Source organism: Elioraea rosea (assembly GCF_007644105.1).
Taxonomy (GTDB): Bacteria; Pseudomonadota; Alphaproteobacteria; order Acetobacterales; family Acetobacteraceae; genus Elioraea_A; species Elioraea_A rosea.
Map to the genome: position 1 here is coordinate 1 of NZ_VFAC01000015.1, position 22,386 is coordinate 22,386.

The following is a 22,386-nucleotide window of genomic DNA, read 5'->3' on the forward strand; positions in this document are numbered from 1 at the left end:
CTCGCGACGCCCGCCGCGGCGGAGGAGGCCGAGCAGCTCGCATCGCTCCCCCTGCCGCCACCGCCACCTCCCGCACTGGCAGACGCGGTGGCGCGGGACGAGCCGACGCGGGCGGAACGGCCCGGCTCGCGCAGCGTCTCGCCGCCGCCACGCCGCCTGCCGCCCGGACGCTTCGCCTGGCCGGTTCAGGGCCGCGTCGTCTCCGCCTTCGGCGCGAAGGGCGGCGGGATGGTCAATGACGGCATGAACATCGCCGCCCCGCGCGGCACCCCGATTCGCGCCGCAGCCGACGGCACGGTGATCTACGCAGGCAACGAGGTGCGCGGCTTCGGCAACCTCGTGCTGATCCAGCACCAGGGGGGGTGGGTGACCGCCTATGGCCATGCCGAGCGGCTCCTGGTGCGCCAGGGCGAGACGGTGCGGGCTGGCGAGGAGATCGCACGGGTCGGCTCGACCGGTGCGGTGTCGACCCCGCAGGTGCATTTCCAGGTTCGCCAGGGCGGCAAGCCGGTCGACCCGGCCGCAAGGCTCGACCGCGCGATGGCGGGGCGCTGAGAAGCCTCAGCCTGCCGCTGTGCGTGCGCGCCGCCCGACGAGGATGACGGCCGCCGACGCTGCCTGGACCATGACGGCAAGCGCCAAGGGCGCAGGATAGCCGCCCGAGAGGTCGCGCAGCGCGCCGATCGCACCCGGCCCCAGCGCACCTGCCGGCTGGGCGAGCGCGAAGGCGAACGACACGACACGCTGGACATCCGTGCGCCGGTACTCGACCTGGACGATGTTCGGCACCATCGGAGCCAGGTTCGACGCCCCGAGACCGAACAGGACGCATCCCCCGGCCGCCAGCGCCGCAGCGCCCCTGACGCCCTCGCTCACGGCGAGCGCCAGCAGGCCGAGCGCGCAGGCCTGCAGGGACAGAAGCGCCGCTGCCGCGATGCGGCGGTCAGACGTTGCGCCGGGGCCGCTCTGGTACCAGGCGAACACTGTCCTGCCGCCGATGATGCTGAGCGTGGTCAGCGAGACGGCAAGCGCGCTGCCTCGCTCACCGAGGATCGGGGCAAGTGCCACCAGCAGATGGGCGAAAAGTCCGATATGCACGGATAGGCCGAGCGCGAATGCTGCCATGAGCGTGAGGAATCCGCGGTCGCGCAGCAGCGCCACGCGGGCCAATGGCGGCCCCGTGTCGGGCTCTGCCGCACGCCTCGTCGCGACGGGCGGAACCCCGTCGGGGTGCTGGCCGAGCGAAGCCGGGGTGAGCCTGATCCTCGGCCCGGCAAGCACCATGATCACGCCGAATGCTGTTCCGCCCAGCAGCATCGCCGCCGACTGGAACCCGACCGCATCGATCAGCAGGACCCAGGCCGGGACGAGCAGGAGGCCCCCGAGGGCAAAGCCGTTGACCGCCAATGCGTTCGCCGCGGGGCGCTTCCTGTCGAACCAGGGAGCGATGATGGCGAACGCCAAGACGGTGCTGCAGGCTCCGGAACCGATGCCGGTGAGCGCCGCGGCCAGGCCGAGCCCCCAGGGAGAGGCGGCGCTCGACCATGCCAGAGCACCGGCCGCGAGGCAGAGGCCGCCGGCGCGCGTCGTCGCAACGATGCCGAAGCGACTGTGAAGGTCGGGCAGGAGCGCGAACACGACGCCAGTCAGGAGTTGCGCGCCGCTTGCTGCGGCGGACAGGGCGCTGATGCTCCACCCGAGCTGCGCGTGCAGGGTGCGGATGTAGACGCCGATCCCGAAATAGCCGAGCCCCGCGCTGAACACCATGATGCCGGACGCGGCCGCCACCACCCGCCATCCGTGGAAGGGCAGGGACAATCCCGTCGAGGCAACACCGTGCGCCATGTCGGCCGCGCCTTCGGCCGGTGCATCTTCGTAACAGATTGCGCCGGACGGGCTGGATGGGTCAACGACTGGGCTTGCCTAAGCCAGTCTAGAAAAATGTCCAAAAACCGAAAAAAACGACGTCTCGAAATACGAAAACAGTTTGCAGAACCGTTAAAGGCTGCTACTCATGGTCGTAACAGTGATCGCGATGGGCTCGTATCATGGAACGCACACGCCTCAGTCGCTTTTTCCTGATTGCCGCCATGCTTGTTTCGCTTGGTGGTTGTGCGACCAGCTGGGAGCCCGCCTCCCTCCCGCTCAGCGGCGGCCCGACGCGGACAGCCGATTGCGAAGCCAAGGGGCTGTCCTGGACCCATTCGCGTCCGCTGTCGTGGCAGCAGCTTCAGATCCACCCGAACCTGATGGCCCGGCCAGAGCGGGTGAACACGCTCGTCTCGGCGGATGGGCGCACCGTCGGCTACTGCATCAATGGCTGCGGGTGCCGGACGAATGACTGGCGCCGCGTCGCCGATGGAAGGGCCGACTGCCCGGCGACGGCCCGGCCGGCGGGCATGTGCATGCCGGCCGATGCCGGAGAGACGCGCCCGCCGGAGCAGGTGCGCGCGCCCGCCCCGGCGCAGCAAAGCGCAGTCGTCGTCGCGAACTGACGGCGGTCAGACCGGCGAGGCGCGGATCGCCACGCCAAGCCGCCCCGCGAGGTCCTGCACGAACTGCCAGGCCACGCGGCCGGAGCGCGAACCGCGGGTGACGGACCATTCCGCGGCCTGGCGCTTCAGCTCGTCGGGCGGCACGTCGAGCCCGAACGCGGCGGCGTAGCCCTCGACCATCGCGAAATACGTCGCCTGGTCGCAGTGGTGGAAGCCGAGCCACAGGCCGAAGCGATCCGACAGCGACACCTTCTCCTCGACCGCCTCGCCCGGGTTGATCGCCGAGGAGCGCTCGTTGTCGATCATGTCGCGCGGCAGAAGGTGCCGGCGGTTCGAGGTGGCGTAGAAGATCACCGTCTCCGGCCTTCCCTCGACGCCGCCCTCGAGAACGGCCTTCAGGCTCTTGTAGTCGGTCTCGCCCGCGTCGAAGGAGAGGTCGTCACAGAACAGGATCGCTCGCCGGTTCACCCCGCGCAGCACCGCGAGCAGGGCGGGAAGCGTGCGGATGTCCTCGCGATGGATCTCGATCAGCGCGAGCCCGCCCGACGCGCGCGCCTCGGCGTTCACCGCCGCATGCACCGCCTTGACGAGCGAGGACTTGCCCATGCCGCGCGCGCCCCAGAGAAGCGCGTTGTTTGCCGGAAGGCCCCTGGCGAAGCGGCGGGTGTTCTCGAGAAGCTGGTCCCGCTGGCGTTCCACCCCATGCAGGAGCTTCAGCCCGACGGCATTGACCACCGGCACGGGCGCGAGCAGGCCGGGATCGGGCTGCCAGACGAAGGCATCGGCCCCGGCGATGTCGGTCGCCGCCGGCGGCGGAGGGGCGAGGCGCTCGAGCGCATCGGCGATGCGGGCGAGCAGGCGGGGAAGCTCTGTCGTGTCGTTCATGGCGGCGGATGTCTACTTGGCTAGAGCGAAGCCGTCACCCCGCCATCGACGTAGAGGATCTGCCCCGTCACGTAGCTCGCCGCATCGGAGGCCAGGAACACGGCCGCGCCGGCGATCTCCGCCGGCTCGCCCCAGCGGCGGGCGGGCGTGCGGGCGCATACCCAGGCGTTGAACTCGGCATTGGCGATCAGCGCGGCGTTCATCTCGGTGTTCACGTAGCCTGGCCCGATCGCGTTCACCTGCACGTTGTGGGGCGCGAACTCGGTGGCGAGGCAGCGCGTCAGCATCCGCACGCCTCCCTTCGCCGCACCGTAGGCGGGAACGTTGGCGCGGCCGAGCTCCGACAGGAGCGAGCCGAGATTGATGATCCTGCCGGACCGCCGCTCGATCATCTGCGGGGCGACGCGCTTGATGAGCCGGAACACGCTCGTCAGGTGGCTCGCGATGATCGCGTCCCACGCATCGTCGGGGAATTCGAGGGCCGGGGCGCGATGCTGGATGCCGGCGTTGTTGACCAGGATGTCGATGCGCCCGGCCTTCGCCACGGCCTCCGCGGCGGCGGCATCGTCTGTCACGTCGAAGGGGAGGGGCTCGGCGGCGAGCCCCGAGGAATTGAGCGAGGCGACGGCCTGCTCCACCCCCTCCGCGCCGCGGCCGTTGACGAGGACGGTCGCGCCACACTCGGCGAGCGCCTGCGCGATCGCCCGGCCGATGCCGCGCGTCGCGCCCGTGACGAGCGCGCGGCGCCCGCTGAGGTCGAACCCCTTGTACCGCATGTTTCCCTGTTCCCTCCCGAGGCCCGCGTGCCTAGGAGCCTGGGTGCCTAGGAACATGGAGGGGCCGCTGCTATGGTCCGCCCCCTTCCGAGACCGAGAGAGACTGACCGGAGCGCGATGATGCTGATTTCCCCCGCCTATGCCCAGGCCGGCGGCGACCCGACGGGCGGGCTGATGAGCCTGCTGCCGCTCGTCCTGATCTTCGTGGTGTTCTATTTCATCCTGATCAGGCCGCAGCAGAAGAAGGCGAAGGAGCATCGCGCGATGCTCGTCGACCTCAAGCGCGGCGACAGGATCGTCACCGGCGGGGGGCTGATCGCGACGGTGATCCGCGTGACGGCCGACAGCGAGGAGGTGATCGCCGAGATCGCGCGCGACGTGCGGGTGAAGGTGGTCAAGAGCACGATCCAGCACGTCATGCGCGAGGGGACGGAAGCGCCGGCCAAGCAGGACAACAAGCCGAAGGCGGAGAAGTCCGAGGAGAAGCCGGAGGAGAAGGCCGAGGAGCCGCCGCCCGCCAACGATGCCGTACCTCCACCCAAGCAGGGGTGAGCGCCTGGCGAGAGGCTGAAATCGAAGGGGCGGGCCCGCAAGGACCCGCCCCTTCCTTCATCCAGTGGAGCGCCGTGGACGGCCCAACGAGGCCGGCCACCCTCGACCCCGACCGCGGTGCGGTCAGGCCTTGGCGAGGAGGCTGTCGACGTATTCCCAGTTCACGAGCTTCTCGAGGAAGTTCGTGAGGTAGTCGGGGCGCCGGTTGCGGAAGTCGAGGTAGTAGCTGTGCTCCCACACATCCACGCCGAGGATGGCCGTGCCGGTGCCTTCGGCGAGCGGGTTGGACCCGTTCGGCGTCTTGGCGGTGGCGAGCTTGCCGTCCTTGCCGACGACCAGCCAGGCCCAGCCCGAGCCGAACTGCGTCGCGCCGGCCTGCTTGAAGGCGTCCTTGAACTTGTCGAGCGAGCCGAAGTCGGAGGTGATCTTCGCCTCGAGCTTGCCGGGCAGCGCGCCGCCGCCGTTCGGCTTCATGCAGGGCCAGAAGAGGTTGTGGTTCCAATGCTGGCCGGCGTTGTTGAACACGCCCGCCATGTCGGGCTTGCCGTACGACATCTTCACGATCTCCTCGAGCGACTTGCCCTGGAGGTTCGCGTCCTTCTCGACGAAGCCGTTCAGCGCCGTGACGTAGGCCTGGTGGTGCTTGCCGTGGTGCAGCTCCAGCGTCTCCTGGCACATGCCGCTCTCGGCGAGGGCGCCGTGCGCGTAGGGCAGGGAGGGGAGGGTGAAGGCCATGGGGGCTCTCTCCGGTTTCTTGATGTCTGTCGGCGTGCGGTTCTGACCTAGGTCGAGGCCGATGCAACGTCAACAGCACGACCCCTCGCGCGGTTGCGGCGGCCACGCCATGTTCGGGGCGTGAGCGAGGCCGAGATCCTCTCCCATCTTCGCGAGGCGGACCCTGACCGCCTCCTCTGCGTGCTCGCCTCGCCTGCCACGGCGCGCGAGCCGGTCGCGGTGCTCTACGCGTTCAATGCCGAGCTCGCACGCGTCGCCTCGTCGGTCACCGAGCCCGGGCTCGGGATGATCCGGCTGCAGTGGTGGCGCGAGGTTGCGGAGGAGGGGGCGCACGGGAAGGTCCGCCGCCATCCGGTGGCGGAGCCTCTCGGGCGCCTGATCGCCGCCCGCGGCCTCGAGCCGTCCCTCTTCGACGCGGTGATCGGCGCGCGCGAGCTCGAGCTCGACGAGGCGGGCATCCCCGACCCGATCGCGCTCGAGGCCTATGCGGGGGCGAGTGCGGCGGGGCTGATGCGCCTCTGCCTCGATGCGCTCGGCGTGACCGATGGCGCCAGCCGAGAGGCGGCGCGGCAGGCCGGGCTCGTCGTCGGGCTCACGGGCGTGCTGCGCAACGCGCCCTTCCTCGCGGCACGGGGCCGCACGCTGCTGCCGCGCGCGCTTCTCGCCGATGCCGGGGCGCGGGTCGCCGATTTCGCGCGCACGCCGCTGCCCGGGCCTGCGCGCCGCGTCACGGGCCAGGTGGCGGAGATGGCTGCGGGACATCTCGCTGCGCTTCGCGCGATGGCGGTGCCGCGCGAGGCCGTACCGGTGCTGCTTCCCGCGGCACTCGCGGCGCGGACGCTTCGGCGTCTTGCGCGCGCGGAGAACGACCTGTCCGACCGGCGCGTCGAAGGCCCGCGCGCCACGGCGCAGTGGGCGGTGTTCCGCGCAGCCCTCAGCGGAAGGTTCTGACCGCGGCGTAGGCCACCAGAAGGCCGCCGACGACAGAAAGCACCGTCACCGCCCATTGCGCGCCGAGCACGGCCGCGGCAGTACCGGACAGCACCATGCCGATCGGGCCCGTGCCGATGCACATCGTCACCAGCCCCATCAAGCGCGAGCGCGCATCGGCCGGGGCGTTCTCCAGCACGATGCTCGACTGCAACGTGCCGAACGCCGCGGTGCCGAGGCCGGAGGCGACGAGCAGAAGGAACGCCAGCAGGTAGGATGGCGCGTGCGGCATGAAGGCGAGGAACACGAGGAAGCTCGCCGATCCCGCGAGGAACAGCCGGACGCTCGCTGCCCCTGAGCGGCGGGCGAGCGCGATGGCGCCGCCGATCGCGCCGAGCGGCTCGGCAGCGACGAGAACGCCGATGCCAATGGCGGTCGCCTCGAAGGCAAGCCGGCCGATCGGCGCCATGAGCGCGATGTAGGAGAAGCCGAAAGTGTTCATCGCGACCGTGACGATCAGCACCGTGCGCACGGCGGGAAGCCCGCGCGCGATCGCGATGCCTTCCGCGACCGTCGAGGCCATCGCGCCGAGGCGGAGGACGCGGCGCTCCTGCTGGTGGTTCACGCGGATGACGAGAAGGAGCGCGACCGCGTTGAGCACCGCCGACAGCCCGTAGGCGCCGGCGATGCCGAACGCCGCATAGGCCGCGCCGCCGGCAACGGGGCCGACCAGCCGTGTTCCGGCATTGGTGATCGAGTCGAAGGCGATTGCCTGCGACATGGTCGAGCCCACCGCGCTCTCGGCGACCATGCGGCGCCGCACGGAGAGCTCACCGGCGGCGAGCAGGCCGGAGGCGAAGCCGGCGAGGGCGAGATGCCAGGAGAGAAGCGAGCCCGCCGCGCCAAGCAGCGTCACGGCGAGGGCGGCGACGGTGGTGATGACCAGGCCGATGACGAGAAGCAGCTTGCGGTTCACCGCCTCGGCCACGGCGCCGGCGGCAGGGCCGAACAGGAGCATCGGCATCGCGCGGGAGGCGGAGACGAGCGCGACGGTCATCGCGTCCCCCGTCGCGTCGAGGACAAACAGACCGGTGGCGATGAGCTCGAGCCAGCGCATGGCGTTGGCGAGGCCGCCGACCATCCAGAGACGGCGATAATCTCCGATCGCGAGCAGGGCGAGCCCCGCCCGCGCGCGTTTTTCCTCCCGACCGTGCATTGGCGGCGAGTGTGCGCCTACCCTCGCAGCCTGGAAAGACCGGCGGCGCCGGCGGGGATTCTTAAGCCGCTTCCTTCGGGGTCGGCAGCACGTGAGGCCGGCCGGCCCAGGCATCGGCGGCCGCGAGCGCGCGTTCGCAGTACGCGCGCTTGCGCTCGCGCCCCTTGGGCGGGTTTGCAAGCGGCGGGAACAGGCCGAAATTGACGTTCATCGGCTGGAACGTTTCGGCATCCGCCCCGCCCGTGATGTGGGCGAGAAGCGCGCCCATCGCCGTCTCTGGAGGCGGCGGGGCGAGGGGCTGGCCCTTTGCCTCCGCTGCGGCGAAGCGGCCAGCCAGAAGCCCGATCGCCGCGCTCTCGACATAGCCTTCGACGCCCGTGATCTGCCCGGCGAAGCGGAGATGCGGCGCTGCCTTCAGGCGAAGCGTTCCGTCGAGCACGCGGGGCGAGTTCAGGAAGGTGTTGCGGTGCATGCCGCCGAGCCGCGCGAACTCGGCGCCGCCGAGGCCGGGGATGGTGCGGAACACGCGCACCTGCTCGGCGTATTTCAGCTTCGTCTGGAAGCCGACCATGTTCCAGAGCGTGCCGAGCGCGTTGTCCTGCCGCAGCTGCACGACGGCCCAGGGGCGGCGGCCGGTTCGCGGGTCACGCAGGCCGACGGGCTTCATCGGCCCCCAGCGAAGCGTGTCCGGCCCGCGCTCCGCCATCACCTCGATGGGAAGGCAGCCATCGAAATAGGGAGTGTTCGCCTCCCACTCCTTGAAGCTTCCCTTCTCTGCGGCGTTCAGCGCGGCAATGAAGCCCTCGTACTCCTCGCGCGAGAGAGGGCAGTTGATGTAGTCGGCCCCGCCGCCCTTGTCGTAGCGCGACTGCATCCAGGCGATAGACATGTCGATGCTGTCGCGGTGCACGATCGGCGCGATCGCATCGAAGAAGGCGAGGCTCTCCTCGCCCGTCGCGGCACGGATGGCCTCTGCGAGGCCTGGCGCGGTGAGCGGGCCGGTGGCGACGATCGTGCTGCCCCACTCGGCGGGCGGAAGGCCGGTGACCTCCTCGCGCACCACCGTGACGAGCGGGTGCGCGCCGAGCGCGGCGGTGACGGCCGCCGAGAACCCGTCGCGATCCACCGCGAGCGCGCCGCCGGCGGGAAGCCTGTGCGCCTCTCCCGTGCGGAGGATGATGCTGCCGAGCCGACGCATCTCCTCGTGCAGCAGCCCGACCGCGTTGTAGAGCGGATCGTCGGCGCGGAAGGAGTTGGAGCAGACGAGCTCGGCGAAGTTCTCCGTGCCGTGCGCCTCCGTCATCCGCACCGGGCGCATCTCGTGCAGCACCACCGGCACGCCTGCCTCGGCGAGCTGCCAGGCCGCCTCGGAGCCGGCGAGCCCTGCGCCGACTATGTGAACCGCATCACCCATCCGGGGGAGATAGCCCCCTCCCGCATCGCGTTCAACGCCGCATGGGCGTATCCTGGCCGCCATGGCGCTGCCCATCCCCATCGCCCTCCCGGCAACCGCCAACCAGCGCCTCGCCGTTGCGGGGGCGACGCTCGTGCACATCACGCCTCTGGCGCGGCTCGGCGACATCGTGCAGCGCCAGGGCGGCGCGCCGAGCGGGGAGTGGGCCGAGGCTGCGCGCAGCCTTCCCGCCACGCGTGGGCTCGCGCGCATCTGCACCATCCGGCTGCTTGCGGGGCATGGCTACAGCCGGGGGCGCTGGCTGCGCGACTACTCCGTGATCGACCTGCCGTTCGGCATCGGCGGCGGGGAGGATTTCGCGCGCTACATGTACTTCTTCCGCTCGACGCCTGGCCGCTGGGCGGCGATCAAGAACATCGGGCGGTCGTGGTCGAGCATCCTCGAGACCGAGGCGGTGATCATGATCCGCGGTCTCGACCTCCTCGTGGGCGAGAATAGCGGGCCCGTGCCGCTGTTCCTGCGCGGCGACGACGATGCCGTGGTGGTGCGGCGCGCGTCCTACGAGGGCGAGGCGCTCGTCTGGCCCGTGATCTCGGGTTAGCTCACTCGGCCGCGCGGCGCCGTTTCGCGGGTGCCGAATCCCGCGTGAGCACGGGCGCGAGGAAGCGGCCGGTGTGGCTGTCCTTCGCCACCGCCACCGTCTCGGGCGTGCCTTCGGCGACGATGCGGCCGCCGCCATCGCCTCCCTCGGGGCCGAGATCGATGATCCAGTCGGCGGTCTTGATCACCTCGAGATTGTGCTCGATCACCACCACCGTGTTGCCGGCATCGACGAGCGCGTGCAGCACCTCGAGAAGCCGCCGAACGTCCTCGAAATGCAGCCCCGTGGTCGGCTCGTCGAGGATGTAGAGGGTGCGGCCCGTCGCGCGACGGGAAAGTTCCTTCGCAAGCTTCACGCGCTGCGCCTCACCGCCAGACAGCGTCGTCGCAGGCTGGCCGAGCGTGACGTAGGAGAGCCCGACCTCTGCGAGCGTGCGCAGCTTGTCGCGGATCGGCGGCACGGCGGAGAAGAACTCCACCCCGTCCTCGACCGTCATCTCCAGCACGTCGGCGATCGACTTGCCGCGGAACTGGATCTCGAGCGTTTCGCGGTTGTAACGCTTCCCCTTGCACGAATCGCAGGTGACGTAGACGTCGGGAAGGAAGTGCATCTCGATGCGCGTGACGCCGTCGCCCTGGCAGGCCTCGCACCGCCCCCCCTTGACGTTGAAGCTGAAGCGGCCCGGCTTGTAGCCGCGCTGGCGCGCCTCGGGCAGCTCGGCGAACCAGTCCCGGATCGGGGCGAAGGCGCCCGTGTAGGTCGCGGGGTTCGAGCGCGGGGTGCGCCCGATGGGCGACTGGTCGATGTCGATCACCTTGTCGAGAAGCTCTATGCCCTCGATCCGGTCATGCGGCGAGGGCGCCTCGCGCGTTCCCATCAGCCGCCGCGCAACGGCGCGGTACAACGTGTCGATGACGAGCGAGGACTTGCCGCCGCCCGAGACGCCGGTGACGCAGGTGAGCGTGCCGAGCGGGAAGGCGGCGGTGACGTCCTTGAGGTTGTTGCCGGTCGCACCCACCACTTTCAGCAGGCGCTTGCGGTCGATCGCGCGCCGCCGCTCGGGAAGCGGAACGCGGCGGCGGCCCGTCATGTAGTCGGCCGTCAGGCTGTTGCGGTTGGCGAACACCTCCTCCGGCGTGCCGATCGCCACGACCTCGCCGCCATGCACGCCAGCGCCAGGCCCCATGTCGACCAGGTGGTCGGCGGCGCGGATCGCGTCCTCGTCGTGCTCGACGACGATCACCGTGTTGCCGATGTCACGCAGCCGCTTGAGGGTTCCGAGAAGCCGCTCGTTGTCACGCTGGTGCAGGCCGATCGAGGGCTCGTCGAGCACGTAGAGCACGCCGGTGAGCCCCGAGCCGATCTGACTCGCGAGCCGGATGCGCTGGCTCTCCCCGCCGGAGAGCGTGGCCGAGCCGCGCGACAGGGTGAGGTATTCGAGGCCGACGTCGTTGAGGAAGCCGAGGCGCTCGTCGATCTCGCGCAGGATGCGGCGCGCGATCTCCATGTTCTTCTCGCTGAGATGCTTCGGCAGCTCCTTGAACCAGGCGGCGGCCTCGCGGATCGAGAAGGCAGAGGCCTGGCCGATATGCAGGCCGCGGATCTTCACCGACAGCGCCTCCGGCTTCAGGCGATAGCCGCCGCAGGCCTCGCACGGCGCGTCGTTCTGGTAGCGCGCCAGCTCCTCGCGCACCCAGGCGCTGTCGGTCTCGCGCCAGCGACGCTCCAGGTTGGCGACCACGCCTTCGAAGGGCTTCTTCGTCTCGTAGGCGCGAAGCCCATCCTGGTAGCGCATCGTCACGGGCGTCTCGCCGGTGCCGTGCAGGATCGCCTCGCGCGCGGCCTTCGGCAGATCCTTCCACGGCGTCTTCATGGTGACCTTGAGATGCCGCGAGAGGCTCTGCAGCGTCTGCCGGTAGTAGGGAGAGGAGGCGTTCTCCCAGGGCGCGACCGCGCCTTCCTCGAGGGAGAGGCGATCATCTGGCACGACGAGATCGGCGTCGAAATACGTCGTCACACCCAGGCCGTCGCAGGCCGGGCAGGCGCCGGCCGGCGCGTTGAAGGAGAAGAGCCTCGGCTCGATCTCCGCGATGGTGAAGCCGGAGACGGGGCAGGCGAACTTGGCGCTGAACACCGTGCGCTCGGGCTCGGCTCCCTTCCTCGCATCGGCGTTCTCGGCGATGGCGATGCCGTCCGCCAGGGCGAGGGCGGTCTCGAAGCTGTCGGCGAGCCGGGCCGCGATTCCCTCGCGCACCACCAGGCGGTCGACCACCACCTCGATGTCGTGCTTGCGCTTCTTGTCCATCGGCGGCACGGCATCGATCTCGTAGAGCGTGCCGTCCACCTTCACGCGCTGGAAGCCGCGCTTCTGAAGTTCGGCGAGTTCCTTCTTGTACTCGCCCTTCCGCCCGCGCACGACGGGCGCGAGGAGGTAGAGCCGCGTTCCCTCCGGCATGGCGAGCACACGGTCGACCATCTGGCTCACCGTCTGCGCCTCGATGGGCAGGCCGGTGGCAGGGGAGTGCGGCACGCCGACGCGGGCCCAGAGAAGCCGCATGTAGTCGTTGATTTCGGTGACGGTGCCGACGGTCGAGCGCGGGTTGCGCGAGGTCGTCTTCTGGTCGATCGAGATCGCCGGCGACAGGCCCTCGATGCTGTCGACGTCCGGCTTCTGCATCAGCTCGAGGAACTGCCGCGCATAGGCCGAGAGGCTCTCGACATAGCGGCGCTGGCCCTCGGCGTAGATCGTGTCGAAGGCGAGCGAGGACTTGCCCGAGCCGGAGAGGCCGGTGATCACCGTCAGGCTGTGGCGGGGAATCTCGACATCCACCCCCTTGAGGTTGTGCTCGCGGGCGCCGCGGACGCGGATGGCATCGGTCATCGGGAGGCAACCTCGGGGGGAGAAACGGAGCGTGAACAAAGCCCATGTGGGGGCGGGCGCGCAAGGTGCCAAGGCGGCCGGTCATGGGGGTGTGAAGAGGGCCCCGCCCGGCCTACACTCCGCCCCCATTCGTGCCGAATCCTGGAGGGCGTTGAAGATGGCCGGCAGCGTGAACAAGGTGATCCTCGTCGGCAATCTCGGCCGCGACCCCGAGGTGCGCGTGATGCAGCAATCGGGCGGCAGGGTTGTGTCCTTCTCGGTGGCGACCTCGGAGACGTGGAACGACCGCGCCTCAGGCGAGCGCAAGGAGAAGACGCAGTGGCACCGCATCGCGATCTTCAACGAGAAGCTCGGCGAGATCGCGGAGAAGTACCTGCGCAAGGGCTCGAAGGTGTACATCGAGGGCCAGCTCGAGAGCCGGAAATACACCGACAAGGACGGGGTTGAGCGGGAGACCTTCGAGGTGGTGATCGGCCGCTTCAAGGGCGAGCTGACGCTTCTCGACGGCCGCCAGGGCGGCGGGGCAGGGGCGATGGACGACGAGGGCGGCGGCTACCAGAGCCGACCCGCCGCGCGTACCGCGCCAGCGCGCCAGGGAACCGGCGGTGGCGGTGGCGGTGGCGGCTGGGACAGCAAGCGGGACCTCGACGACGACATTCCCTTCTGAAGACTTGGGCGGCGGTTTCCCGCCGCCCGCGCCGCCGCAGAGACCGTTTCAGAATTCGCTGCCGTGAGTCGTATGGCGCGGTTTCCGAGGACCGGAGCGGAGCGGCCTGATCGGCCGTCAGCACCGGAAGCGCAGGAAGCCGATGCCAGACGGCCGCGGCAGTAGAATGATCAAGTGGTCTCTCACTGCATCATCGTGAGCCCGCCCATCGTCGCTACCTTCTCGGCGGCGCGACGGCCGACCTCGTTGCCTGCCTCGACGTCCACCCGGTAGTGGATGCGCGCCCAGAGGCGGGATTCGCCTGCCTCACGCATCAGCGCCTCGATCTGCTCCCGGTCCGACGGGAACAGGCGCACGAGCATCGCCCCCGCCCCGCCCGAGAGGCAGGCATGCGCCGAGGGGTAGCTCGGGTGCGGAGGGGCCGCGAAGAGCGGCTTGAGGCTCGGGTCGAGTTGTGCGGGGCGGATCAGCCAGTAGGCATACTTCGCGTCCCAGCACGCCACGGCGGCATCGTGGAAGGCGATGGAGACGAGCGCGAAGGCGCGCACCGCCTCGGCCGGGTTGGCGGCAAGCCCGTGTTCCAGGACCTTCCGTGCCGTCACCTCGTTCCAGAAGGCGGGTGAGCGGAGCCCGCCCGCCGCCGCCTCCCAGTACACCGCCGCAGCGGACTGCACCCGCGACGGATCCATCGCGCGAAGCTCGGCAAGGTCGCGGGCGATTTCCGGCCCATCGAAGGCCGGAGCGGCCGGGCGGATCGCATCGCCACGGCCGAGTGCCCAGGTCCTCCAGGTTCCGGCCTGGGGCAGGGCAGGCGCCGTCCCCTGCCATTTCCCGGGCCCTGTCGGCACCGTGCCGGTCCAGCGCGCGTCCGACCCGTCCGCCCGGCCGCGCGCCACGGCACGCGCGCCGACCGCTTCGCCCAGCGTCATGCCGGCCTCGACATCGCTTCGATACTGCAGGCCCGCAGCGATTCGGCTTTCGCCTGCCTCGCGGGCCATCGCCGCATACGCAGCCGCCTTCTCGGGGAAGATGTAGGCGAGGACCGAAGCAGCCGCGGCCGCGGCGGCCGCGTGCTCGGAGGGGTAGGAGGGCGTTGCCTGGCTCGGCAGCGCGGTCGTGAGCGTCGCGTCGACTGCGGACGGGCGCACCCGCCCATGCGCGGCCTTGCTGTCGTAGGAGGCGACCGTCGCGTCATGGATCGCGGCGTTCATCAGCGCGAGATGCCGTCCGAAGAGCGGGGCGGGGATGCCGCGCCTGACGGCCTCAGCGACCGCGATCTCGTTCCAGCGATAGGCCGGCCCGCCCGCGTCCCAGTGCCGGATGCGCGCAAGCATCGCCGCGTCGCGCCGCGCGGCGAGGCGGCGCAGCTCCTCGAGCTCGCCCCGCGTCGCCGCTTCATCGGGCGGGGCGGGGAGGCGGAGCTCGGACGGCGAGGCGATGATCCAGGTGGGCCATCGCGCAACGTCGCCCGGTGCTTCGGCAACGGCGGGCGACAGGGAGGCGAGAAGCGGCATGGCGAGCGCGCTTCGTCGCAGGGTTCGCAGCAGTGTCATCGTCTCTCTCCACAGCATGTTGCGCAGAGCGAACGATATGATCGCGGTCCGTCCGCCGGGGGCGGCGCGTCTCCCTCGTTCGCCGTCTCTCTCGCCGGGCACGCCTGGCGACGGCGCCGGTCCATGCATGAGCGTGCGGAGACGATGTTTCGCGGCGATTTCAGAACGAAAACGTGATCGATGCATTGTCCGCAACGGTCGGCGCGGGATAGCCTTACTCTGGTCGTGCAGCCCTGCACGACAGGGAAGGATGCCCATGCCAATCACGATCAATGACTTCCAGAACACCTGCTACGACGTCGCGCTCGCAAACGGCGTGCAGGTGAGCGAGCAGCTCTACGGCACGAACAACGAGCACCACTTCGTCAAGAACGGCTCGACGTTCCGCTCGCACGTCGTCGCGAGCCCCTACCCTGGGCTGCGGCGCATCGAGATCATCGCCGGCAACGACACGGTGTTCCTTCCCTACTACCAGGACCAGATCGCTTCGGTGCGGCTGACCAATGCGGGGCCGGACTTCTTCATCACCGCCAACATGTCGGGTTGCGCGCTCTTCATCGGGCGCGAGAGCCCGACGAACCATCTCGTCGTCTTCCACGCCAACAGCCAGATCGGCTCGGACAAGGCGACGATGGACGCGCACGCGCCATCGCATCAGAGCATGCAGGCGCTCGGCGCGATCGACACGCTCGTGGCCACGGCGAAGCCGAACTTTCCCGCCATGCGCCTCGTCTGCTCGCTGACGAAGCCGACCTACCTCGCCAATGTCGACCAGCTCACCAACTCGGGCGGGAACTTCCTCGGCGGAACCACCATCGCTGGCTGGCGTACCGGCACGACATGGGAGTTCTGGTACCAGAACTGGGGCCAGGTGAACGGTACGGGCGGCGTGCGTCTGCTCAAGGCGCGGAAGTTCTACGAAGGCCCCTGAGCGCCGCCGCCCCGCACGCTCACCGCAGCATGTCGCGGTGCTTCTCAAGAGCGGCGTTGGCGCATTCCTCGTCGATCTGACCGCTCGGCGCACCGCCGACGCCGATCGCGCCGACAACCTCGTCGCCCGCGCGGATCGGCACGCCGCCGCCGAGAAGAAGGAAGCCCGGGATGTGGACGAGGTTGCGCGCTCCGGGATTGGTCTCGGCTGCCTGGGCCATGGCAGAGGTCGCGTTGCGCGCCGAGGCGGAGGTGTAGGCCTTCTTGCGGCTTGCGCCGAGCGTGTGCGGCCCGGCCCTGTCCGCCCGGAGCATCGCACGCACCACGCCTGCCCGATCGACGACCGTCGCGGCCACGTTGAAGTTCCGCGCGGCGCAGGCCTCGACGGCGGCGAGCGCGAGCGCCTGGGCGGCGGCAAGCGAAACGGTTCGTTCCTGGATCAGCTGGGCCTGTGCCCCGCCACCCATCAACAGAGCAGTCGCGGCAAGCAATGCCTGGCGCATCATCGACGTTCTCCCTTCCACGGTCGTCTTCGACGTTCTCTCCTGGGCGCCCGGCACGCCACGGCAGGCACGGTAGCACGGGGCGCGCCTCTTTCCAGATGCGACACGGACGCTAGGATGGACGCATTGCCGCGAAAGGACAGAGATGACCGAGACGGTCAGTTGCTACTACACGCTCTCGAGCCCGTGGATGTATCTCGGCGGGCCGCAGCTTTCCGACATCATCCGCCGCCACCGCGCGACGCTCGTGCTGAAGCCGTACGACTTCCTCGAGGTGGTTCCCGACAATGGCGGCATCCCTCTGCGCACCCGCCCGCTCGCGCGCCAGGAATACCACGCGCTGGAGCTTGACCGCTGGCGCCGCGCCCTCGGCCTGCCGCTGAACCTTCGCCCGCGCTTCTACCCGCCTGCCGACCAGCGACCCGCCGGAAGGATGGTGATGGCAGCACAGGCAGCGGGGCAGGACGCGATGCGGCTGTCGCACGCGCTTCTCCGCGCGCTCTGGGTCGAGGAGCGGGACATCGCGCTGCCCGAGACGCGCCGCGCCATCGCCGATGAGAACGGCATGGATGGAGCCGCGCTGCTCGCGGCCGAGGACGCACCCGCCATCCTCGCGGAATGGCAGGCGAACAACCGCGAGGCCGCCGAGCGCGGCGTGTTCGGCAGCCCGACGATCTTCTGCGGCGATCTCTGGATCTGGGGCCAGGACAGGCTGTTCTTCCTCGACGAACACCTGTCGCGTCGCGCGGCATGAGCGCGCTCTCCGTCGCCGTCATCGGCGCGGGTGCCGTCGGAGCTGCCACGGCGCTGACGCTCGCCCGCGAAGGCCACCACGTCACCCTCATCGAGCCAGGCGAGCCTGGCGGCGAGCAGGCCGCCTCCTACGGCAACGCCTGCTGGATCAGCCCCGAAAGCGTCGTGCCGATGGCAACGCCCGGGGTGTGGAGAAAGGTTCCGGGCTGGCTGTCCGACCCGCTGGGGCCGCTCACCATCCGCTGGGCGCATCTTCCCACCCTCGCTCCCTGGCTCGTCCGCTTCCTCCGCGCCGGCTCGACGGTCGCCAAGGTGGAGCGCACGAGCCGGGCGCTGCGCGGCCTCGTCCATGACGCTGTGGAGCGGCACGAGGCGCTTGCGGCCTCGGCAGGGGTGTCTGAGCTGATCGCCCGCAACGGCCATCTCTACGCGTTCCGCGACCGTGCAGCCTTCGAGGCCGAGGCGCTCGGCTGGCGGCTGCGGCGCGAGGCGGGCGTGCGGTGGCTGGAGCTCTCGGCGGAGGAGCTGCACCAGCGCGAGCCGGCCCTGTCACGCGAGTATCGTTTCGCCCTGCTTCTCGAGGACGCCGCGCACGTGACCGATCCGGGCGCTTATGTTGCCGCGCTCGCCTCGGCCGCTCTGGCGCAGGGGGCGATGCACCGCCGCGCGCGTGCGACAGGCTTCGAGATCAGGGCCGGGCGTCTCCAGGCAGTGCTGACCTCGGACGGCCGCGTCGCTGCCGACCGCGCCGTCATCGCCGTCGGCGCGCATGGCAAGGCGCTCGCTGCCGCGGCGGGCGATTCCGTGCCGATCGAGAGCGAGCGCGGCTACCACATCGTGATCGAGGCGCCGGAGGCCTCCGTGCGCACCCCCGTGATGGTGGCCGATGCCAAGACGCCCCTGACGCCGACGGTCCGTGGCCTGCGCGTCGCCGGCCAGGTCGAGCTCGCCTCGATCACGGCCGAGCCGGCCTGGGCGCGGTCCGACGTCCTGCTCGCGCTCGCGCGGCGGTTGCTCCCCGGACTTCCCTCCGACATCCCGCCGGAGCGGATCAGGCGCTGGATGGGCCACAGGCCTTCGGTCGCGGATGGGCTTCCCGTACTCGGGCCGGCCAGCGGCTCGGCCGACATCGTCCACGCCTTCGGGCATGGGCATATCGGCCTTGCCGCCGCGCCGAAGACAGCCGCCCTGGTGGCCGACCTCGTGGCGCAGCGTGCGCCGGCGATCGACCTCGCCCCGTTCTCCCCCACCCGCTTCCGCTGAGGGGGGCGGGCCGGGCGGTCAGCCGGTCTTGATCTCGATGCGGGTCCTTGGCTTCTCGGCCTCGGGCGGTCGGGGAAGCATCACGGTCAGCACGCCCTTGACGAAGTTCGCCTGCACGGCGTCGGTCTTCGGCGTGAAGGGAAGTTGCAGCGCGCGGGAGAAGGCGCCGTAGCTGCGCTCCTGAACGTGCCAGCCCTTCTCCTCGCGCTTCTCCTCCGTCCGCTTCTCGCCCTTGATCGTCAGCACGTCCTCGTCGAGCGAGATCTCGACATCCTTGTCGTCGAGCCCCGGAAGCTCGGCGGTGACGGTGATGCCGTCCGGATTCTCCTTCACGTCGATCGCTGGCTGCCAGTCGGAGCGCATGAGCGGCATCGGCCCGCTTCCGCCGAACGCCTTCTCCATCTGCTGCTGCAGCCGGCGCACGTCCTCGAGCATGCGGTCGATGCCGCCTGAACCGCCGAACAGATTGGGCAAGAGTGCCATCGCCTGGTCCTCCTTCTCGGGCGCCCGCATTCCACCTGGGCGCCGGGAAGGAACTACGCCGTCACCGCCAGGGTTTCCTTGATCGACCTCAACCTGCCGCGCGCGGGCGGTAATGCCATACCGAGGCGGGCGGGAGGTTGAGCGGGGTCCAGGCGAGCCGCCTGCCCTCGAGCCCGTGCGCGGCGCGGGGCAGGGGCGAGGTGATGCAGTATGAGTAGTGAAGGAAGCCGCGGCCCGGTGCGGCGTCCTCGATGGCCTCGATCAGCGCCGCCTGGCGCGGCCGCGGGAGGAGGACGAGCGGGATGCCGCAGACCACCGCGCCAACCCGCCCCGTCGCTTCCGGCCCGAGGAGAGTGCGCAGCGACCAGGCATCGCCACAGACGACATTCACGCCTTGGTAGGCCGCGGCCAGCACATCCGCCATCTCCGGCACGATCTCGACTACGGTCAGCCGTGCCGGGGCGATGCCGCCCTCGAGCAGCGCCCGCGTGATCGCCCCGGTGCCCGCGCCGAGCTCGACCACGGGCGCCCCGGCGGCGATCCGCTTCGCCGCTGCGGCGACGCGCCGGCCGAGCGCGGGGGAGGAGGGCACGATCGAGCCCATTTCCAGGGGGTTGGCTACCCAGCGCCTGAGGAAAAGAAGGGTCCGCGAGGCGGGGGTGGAGGCGGAGCGCGTCTCCGCGTGGGTTCCGGCAGGTACCATGGCGTGGTCGACTCGTCCTTTCTCGCGGTGTCGGAAAGACAGCGAACGGCAGGACGACGGGGGCAGGCGCGGGGCGCCATCTCGGTTCGATGACGGTTGCACGCGGCGGTCGTGTGCTGCGGCGCACACAGCGGCCTCGCGATTTCGGGTGCGGGCTGGGCACGATTCGTTATTCTAGGTTGTGGAACATCACGCCCCATGAGCGCCCGAATCCTCGTTGTCGACGATGTGCTCGCGAACCTCCGCCTTCTGGAGGCGAAGCTGGCTGCCGAGTACTATGAGGTTCTCGCGGTCCAGGATGGGCAGCGCGCGCTCGAGGCTGCGCATGACTGGGCGCCCGACCTGGTGCTGCTCGACGTGATGATGCCGGGGATGGACGGGTTCGAGGTCTGCCGCCGCCTGAAGGCCGACCGGGCGACCGAGCATGTCCCCGTCGTGATGGTCACCGCCCTCGGGGAGACCACCGAGCGGGTGAGGGGCCTCGAGGCGGGGGCGGACGATTTCCTCACCAAGCCGGTCGATGACGAGACGCTTCTTGCCCGCGTGCGCTCGCTCGTCCGCCTCAAGCGGCTTCTCGACGAGTGGCGGCTCAGGGCGGAGACGACGCACCAGCTCGGCGTCGGCGCCGGGGCGCTGCCGCCCTCCGTGCGCGGCGCCCGCGCGCTGGTGGTCGACGACAACCCCCACACCCTCGAGCGCATCGCCGAGGCGCTCGCGGCGGAAGGGATCGACAGCACGACCGAGCGCAGCGCGGCCGCAGGCTTCGAGCGGATCACCCGGGCGCCGGTCGACATCGTGATCGTCTCCATGCTCGGCAGCGAGGACGACCCGCTCCGCTTCGCCTCCCGCCTCCGGGCCGATGCAACGACCCGCGAGGTACCGCTCGTGCTGATCGCGGACGAGGCGCACATGCACCTGTTGCACCGGGCCTTCGAGCTCGGCGCCAACGACTACATCGTCGCCCCGATCGACCCCAACGAGCTCCGCGTGCGCGCGCGCAACCAGATCCGCCGCAAGCTCTACCAGGACCGGCTTCGCGCCGACCTCGCCTACTCGATCTCGCTCGCGCTGACGGACCCGCTGACGGGGCTGCACAACCAGCGCTACCTGCGCGGCCATCTCCGCTCCCTGATCGGCTCCGTGCGGTCGGCCGGCGGCGCCGTCTCCGCGCTGATGATCGACCTCGACCACTTCAAGCGCATCAACGACCAGCACGGCCACCCGGTGGGCGATGCCGCGCTCAGGCTGGTCGCTGGCTGCATCCGCGGCAATGTGCGGCTGTTCGACACGGTGGCGCGCTACGGCGGCGAGGAGTTCGTCGTGGTGATGCCGGGCGCGAACATGCCCGATGCGATGGTTGCTGCGGAGCGGCTTCGCGGCGAGATCGCGCGGCTTGCCTTCCGGCCGGGCCCGGAGGCGCCGCTTCTGCCGCTCACCGCCAGCATCGGCCTCGCCACCCTCTCGCAGCCTGCCGATTTCGAGGGCGACGGCGCGGACGAACGGCTCCTGCAGATGGCCGATGCCGCGCTCTACGAGGCGAAGCGCGCAGGCCGGAACCGTGTCGCGACGATGCCTGGCGACACCGGAGCGCCGGCGACGACCTGAGCCTCCGCGCCAGGCGCTCCCCGTCCCTCACTCTTCCTGCCATCCGTGGACCGCGCGGCGCCCGCAGCCGCGTGCGTTCCTGACGCACGTGTCGGGAGCGTACCAAGTAAAGCATGCAACCACTGGTTAGAGACGTTAGTCAATCTGCGCCTGATATTGACGGAGGACCAGTAATCAAGACGGATTTCCATCATGAACGGACCGTGTTCTTGCGCACAGTCAAGTGTTCATGGAGTGAAGTTAACTTGTTTCGATAGGCTATGCATTCGTATCGTCGCAGCCAAGGCATTTCAGGGGGAACGATCAGTGGCGAAGCGCCATGAGCGATGCGGCCAAGGACGCTGATGCGTCAGCGCTCGAGCAGCTCCAGCCGACGCTCGCCGAGGTCGTCGCCGGCCTGGGCTGCGCTGCCGGCGCGATCCTTTCCCGCACGCCCGACGGCGTGGAATTCCGCGCCGCCGCCGGGCTGAGCCCGGTCGCGATCGAGGCCTATCTCACCCAATGGCAGCGGCGCGACCCGTGGCTCGGCGCGCTGCGCGGCAGCTTCGCCGGACGCGTCTTCAGGGGCGAGGAGCTCGTCGGCACGCGGCTTCTCCGCGGCTCCGAGTTCCACGCGCGCTGGCTCGAGCCCAATGGGCTCGATCATGCGATCTTCGCCGAGATCGCCGAGGCCGGAGCGATGCGCGACCTGCTGTGCCTCTGGCGGCCGAAGGGCGGACGCGCCTTCAGCCGAAGCGAGGCGCGCCTCGTCGGCGCGGTGGCGGGCATGCTCGGGATGCTGATGCGCCAGCGCGAGCTCGCCGGAGGCGCCGCCATCGCGGCGGAGCTCGTCGCGCAATCCTCCGTGCCGATCGTGCTGCTGCGCGCCGATGCCAGCATCGTCTGGTCGAACGCCGCGGCGGCGGCCTTGTGGTCGGGCGAGGGACCGCTGCGCCGGGCCTGCGGCAAGCTCGCGCTGCGCCATGCCGGCCACGCCGCCCGCTTCGCGCAGAGCATCGCCTCGGTCGCTGCACCTGGCGGGCGCCCCGCCATGCTCGGCGTGCAGACGGACGAGGGGATCGCCGCGCTCCGGCTGCAACCGCTGGTTCTCCGCTCCGGCGGCACGGTCGTTGCACTCACCGGGTATCTGCCCGGCATGGGCGTGCCCACCGCCGCGACGATCGCGGCAGCGCTCGGGCTGACGCGCGCGCAGGCCGAGGTGGCCGTGCTGCTCTGCCATGGTCTCGAGACGGCGGCGATCTCCGCACGGATCGGCGTGAGCCAGCATACGCTGAACGGACACCTGCGCGACCTCTACGGCCGCCTGCGCGCCTCGAACCGCGTGCAGGCCGTGGTGCGCGTCCTTGGCGCCTCGGTTGCCCTCTCCCTGCTCGCGCCGCCCACCGGCGCGAATGGCGGGGCGGGGGAACAGCACACGCCAAAGTAGAGAACATTACGCTAG

At 70.3% G+C, this 22,386-nt stretch carries 22 protein-coding genes; 11 read left to right on the plus strand and 11 right to left on the minus strand.

Translation table 11 applies throughout. From position 1 onward, the window contains the following. Positions 1–555 (plus strand): murein hydrolase activator EnvC family protein (locus FIF60_RS11025; RefSeq protein WP_144186136.1); only part of this gene is annotated, 555 nt, incomplete at its 5' end. Between the two features lie 6 nt (positions 556–561). Here FIF60_RS11025 and FIF60_RS11030 read toward each other — a convergent pair. Then, positions 562–1,845, minus strand: coding sequence for an MFS transporter (locus FIF60_RS11030; protein WP_144186137.1), 1,284 nt, complete (start codon positions 1,843–1,845; stop codon positions 562–564). A 203-nt stretch (positions 1,846–2,048) separates the two neighbouring features. Here FIF60_RS11030 and FIF60_RS11035 point away from each other — a divergent pair, with 203 nt between their 5' ends. After that, positions 2,049–2,495 (plus strand): hypothetical protein, encoded by a 447-nt coding sequence (locus FIF60_RS11035; protein WP_144186138.1) that lies wholly within the window; start codon positions 2,049–2,051, stop codon positions 2,493–2,495. 6 nt (positions 2,496–2,501) lie between these two features. Here the strand turns inward: FIF60_RS11035 and FIF60_RS11040 are convergent, their stop codons facing one another. Both FIF60_RS11040 and FIF60_RS11045 read right to left on the minus strand, forming a co-directional pair. Beyond that, entirely contained in the window at positions 2,502–3,380 is an 879-nt protein-coding gene (locus tag FIF60_RS11040) for an ATP-binding protein (protein ID WP_144186139.1), read from the minus strand. A gap of 20 nt (positions 3,381–3,400) precedes the next feature. Continuing rightward, on the minus strand, positions 3,401–4,156 hold the full coding sequence (locus FIF60_RS11045; RefSeq protein ID WP_144186140.1) for an SDR family oxidoreductase: 756 nt from the start codon (positions 4,154–4,156) through the stop codon (positions 3,401–3,403). A 117-nt stretch (positions 4,157–4,273) separates the two neighbouring features. Between FIF60_RS11045 and yajC the strand changes: the two genes are divergently transcribed. Then, a complete protein-coding gene (gene yajC / locus FIF60_RS11050; RefSeq protein ID WP_338032074.1) occupies positions 4,274–4,708 on the plus strand; it encodes a preprotein translocase subunit YajC in 435 nt (144 codons plus the stop codon). A 123-nt stretch (positions 4,709–4,831) separates the two neighbouring features. Here yajC and FIF60_RS11055 read toward each other — a convergent pair whose 3' ends face one another. Beyond that, positions 4,832–5,443, minus strand: a complete 612-nt coding sequence (locus tag FIF60_RS11055) for a superoxide dismutase (protein ID WP_144186141.1) — start codon at positions 5,441–5,443, stop codon at positions 4,832–4,834. Positions 5,444–5,563: 120 nt separating this feature from the next. Here FIF60_RS11055 and FIF60_RS11060 point away from each other — a divergent pair, with 120 nt between their 5' ends. Continuing rightward, entirely contained in the window at positions 5,564–6,394 is an 831-nt protein-coding gene (locus FIF60_RS11060; RefSeq protein WP_158639168.1) for a phytoene/squalene synthase family protein, read from the plus strand. On the opposite strand, the gene FIF60_RS11065 is transcribed toward FIF60_RS11060, so the two are convergent. Continuing rightward, positions 6,378–7,589: an MFS transporter gene (locus FIF60_RS11065; RefSeq protein ID WP_158639169.1), complete on the minus strand. Its 1,212-nt coding sequence runs from the start codon at positions 7,587–7,589 to the stop codon at positions 6,378–6,380. The two genes, FIF60_RS11060 and FIF60_RS11065, sit on opposite strands and share 17 nt — an antisense overlap. A 61-nt stretch (positions 7,590–7,650) precedes the next feature. After that, positions 7,651–9,003 carry a methylenetetrahydrofolate--tRNA-(uracil(54)-C(5))-methyltransferase (FADH(2)-oxidizing) TrmFO gene (gene trmFO / locus FIF60_RS11070; protein ID WP_144186144.1) on the minus strand — a complete coding sequence of 451 codons (1,353 nt, stop codon included), beginning with the start codon at positions 9,001–9,003 and terminating at the stop codon, positions 7,651–7,653. A gap of 61 nt (positions 9,004–9,064) precedes the next feature. Between trmFO and FIF60_RS11075 the strand changes: the two genes are divergently transcribed. After that, on the plus strand, positions 9,065–9,604 hold the full coding sequence (locus FIF60_RS11075) for a hypothetical protein (protein WP_144186145.1): 540 nt from the start codon (positions 9,065–9,067) through the stop codon (positions 9,602–9,604). 1 nt (position 9,605) lies between these two features. On the opposite strand, the gene uvrA is transcribed toward FIF60_RS11075, so the two are convergent. After that, positions 9,606–12,485: an excinuclease ABC subunit UvrA gene (gene uvrA, locus FIF60_RS11080; RefSeq protein WP_144186146.1), complete on the minus strand. Its 2,880-nt coding sequence runs from the start codon at positions 12,483–12,485 to the stop codon at positions 9,606–9,608. Between the two features lie 157 nt (positions 12,486–12,642). Between uvrA and ssb the strand changes: the two genes are divergently transcribed. After that, positions 12,643–13,152, plus strand: coding sequence for a single-stranded DNA-binding protein (gene ssb / locus FIF60_RS11085; RefSeq protein WP_144186147.1), 510 nt, complete (start codon positions 12,643–12,645; stop codon positions 13,150–13,152). Positions 13,153–13,334: 182 nt separating this feature from the next. Here ssb and FIF60_RS11090 read toward each other — a convergent pair whose 3' ends face one another. Beyond that, positions 13,335–14,705 (minus strand): phosphatase PAP2 family protein, encoded by a 1,371-nt coding sequence (locus tag FIF60_RS11090; protein ID WP_158639170.1) that lies wholly within the window; start codon positions 14,703–14,705, stop codon positions 13,335–13,337. Positions 14,706–14,961: 256 nt separating this feature from the next. On the opposite strand from FIF60_RS11090, the gene FIF60_RS11095 reads away from it, so the two are divergent. Beyond that, on the plus strand, positions 14,962–15,636 hold the full coding sequence (locus FIF60_RS11095) for a hypothetical protein (protein WP_144186149.1): 675 nt from the start codon (positions 14,962–14,964) through the stop codon (positions 15,634–15,636). 19 nt (positions 15,637–15,655) lie between these two features. Here the strand turns inward: FIF60_RS11095 and FIF60_RS11100 are convergent, their stop codons facing one another. Next, entirely contained in the window at positions 15,656–16,141 is a 486-nt protein-coding gene (locus FIF60_RS11100; RefSeq protein ID WP_204251167.1) for a GlcG/HbpS family heme-binding protein, read from the minus strand. Positions 16,142–16,283: 142 nt separating this feature from the next. On the opposite strand from FIF60_RS11100, the gene FIF60_RS11105 reads away from it, so the two are divergent. Together FIF60_RS11105 and FIF60_RS11110 are read left to right on the plus strand one after the other, a co-directional pair. Next, entirely contained in the window at positions 16,284–16,892 is a 609-nt protein-coding gene (locus FIF60_RS11105; RefSeq protein WP_144186150.1) for a 2-hydroxychromene-2-carboxylate isomerase, read from the plus strand. Then, on the plus strand, positions 16,889–18,154 hold the full coding sequence (locus tag FIF60_RS11110; RefSeq protein ID WP_144186151.1) for an NAD(P)/FAD-dependent oxidoreductase: 1,266 nt from the start codon (positions 16,889–16,891) through the stop codon (positions 18,152–18,154). The genes FIF60_RS11105 and FIF60_RS11110 overlap by 4 nt, the downstream gene beginning before the upstream one ends. 18 nt (positions 18,155–18,172) lie before the next feature. Here FIF60_RS11110 and FIF60_RS11115 read toward each other — a convergent pair whose 3' ends face one another. Then, positions 18,173–18,637: an Hsp20/alpha crystallin family protein gene (locus FIF60_RS11115; RefSeq protein WP_158639171.1), complete on the minus strand. Its 465-nt coding sequence runs from the start codon at positions 18,635–18,637 to the stop codon at positions 18,173–18,175. Positions 18,638–18,725: 88 nt separating this feature from the next. After that, entirely contained in the window at positions 18,726–19,340 is a 615-nt protein-coding gene (locus FIF60_RS11120) for a class I SAM-dependent methyltransferase (protein WP_144186153.1), read from the minus strand. Positions 19,341–19,538: 198 nt separating this feature from the next. Between FIF60_RS11120 and FIF60_RS11125 the strand changes: the two genes are divergently transcribed. Further along, complete coding sequence (locus FIF60_RS11125) at positions 19,539–20,945, plus strand: PleD family two-component system response regulator (protein WP_144186154.1); 1,407 nt, start codon at positions 19,539–19,541, stop codon at positions 20,943–20,945. 319 nt (positions 20,946–21,264) lie between these two features. Further along, positions 21,265–22,371 (plus strand): helix-turn-helix transcriptional regulator, encoded by a 1,107-nt coding sequence (locus FIF60_RS11130; protein ID WP_144186155.1) that lies wholly within the window; start codon positions 21,265–21,267, stop codon positions 22,369–22,371. The last annotated feature ends 15 nt before the right edge of the window (positions 22,372–22,386 follow it).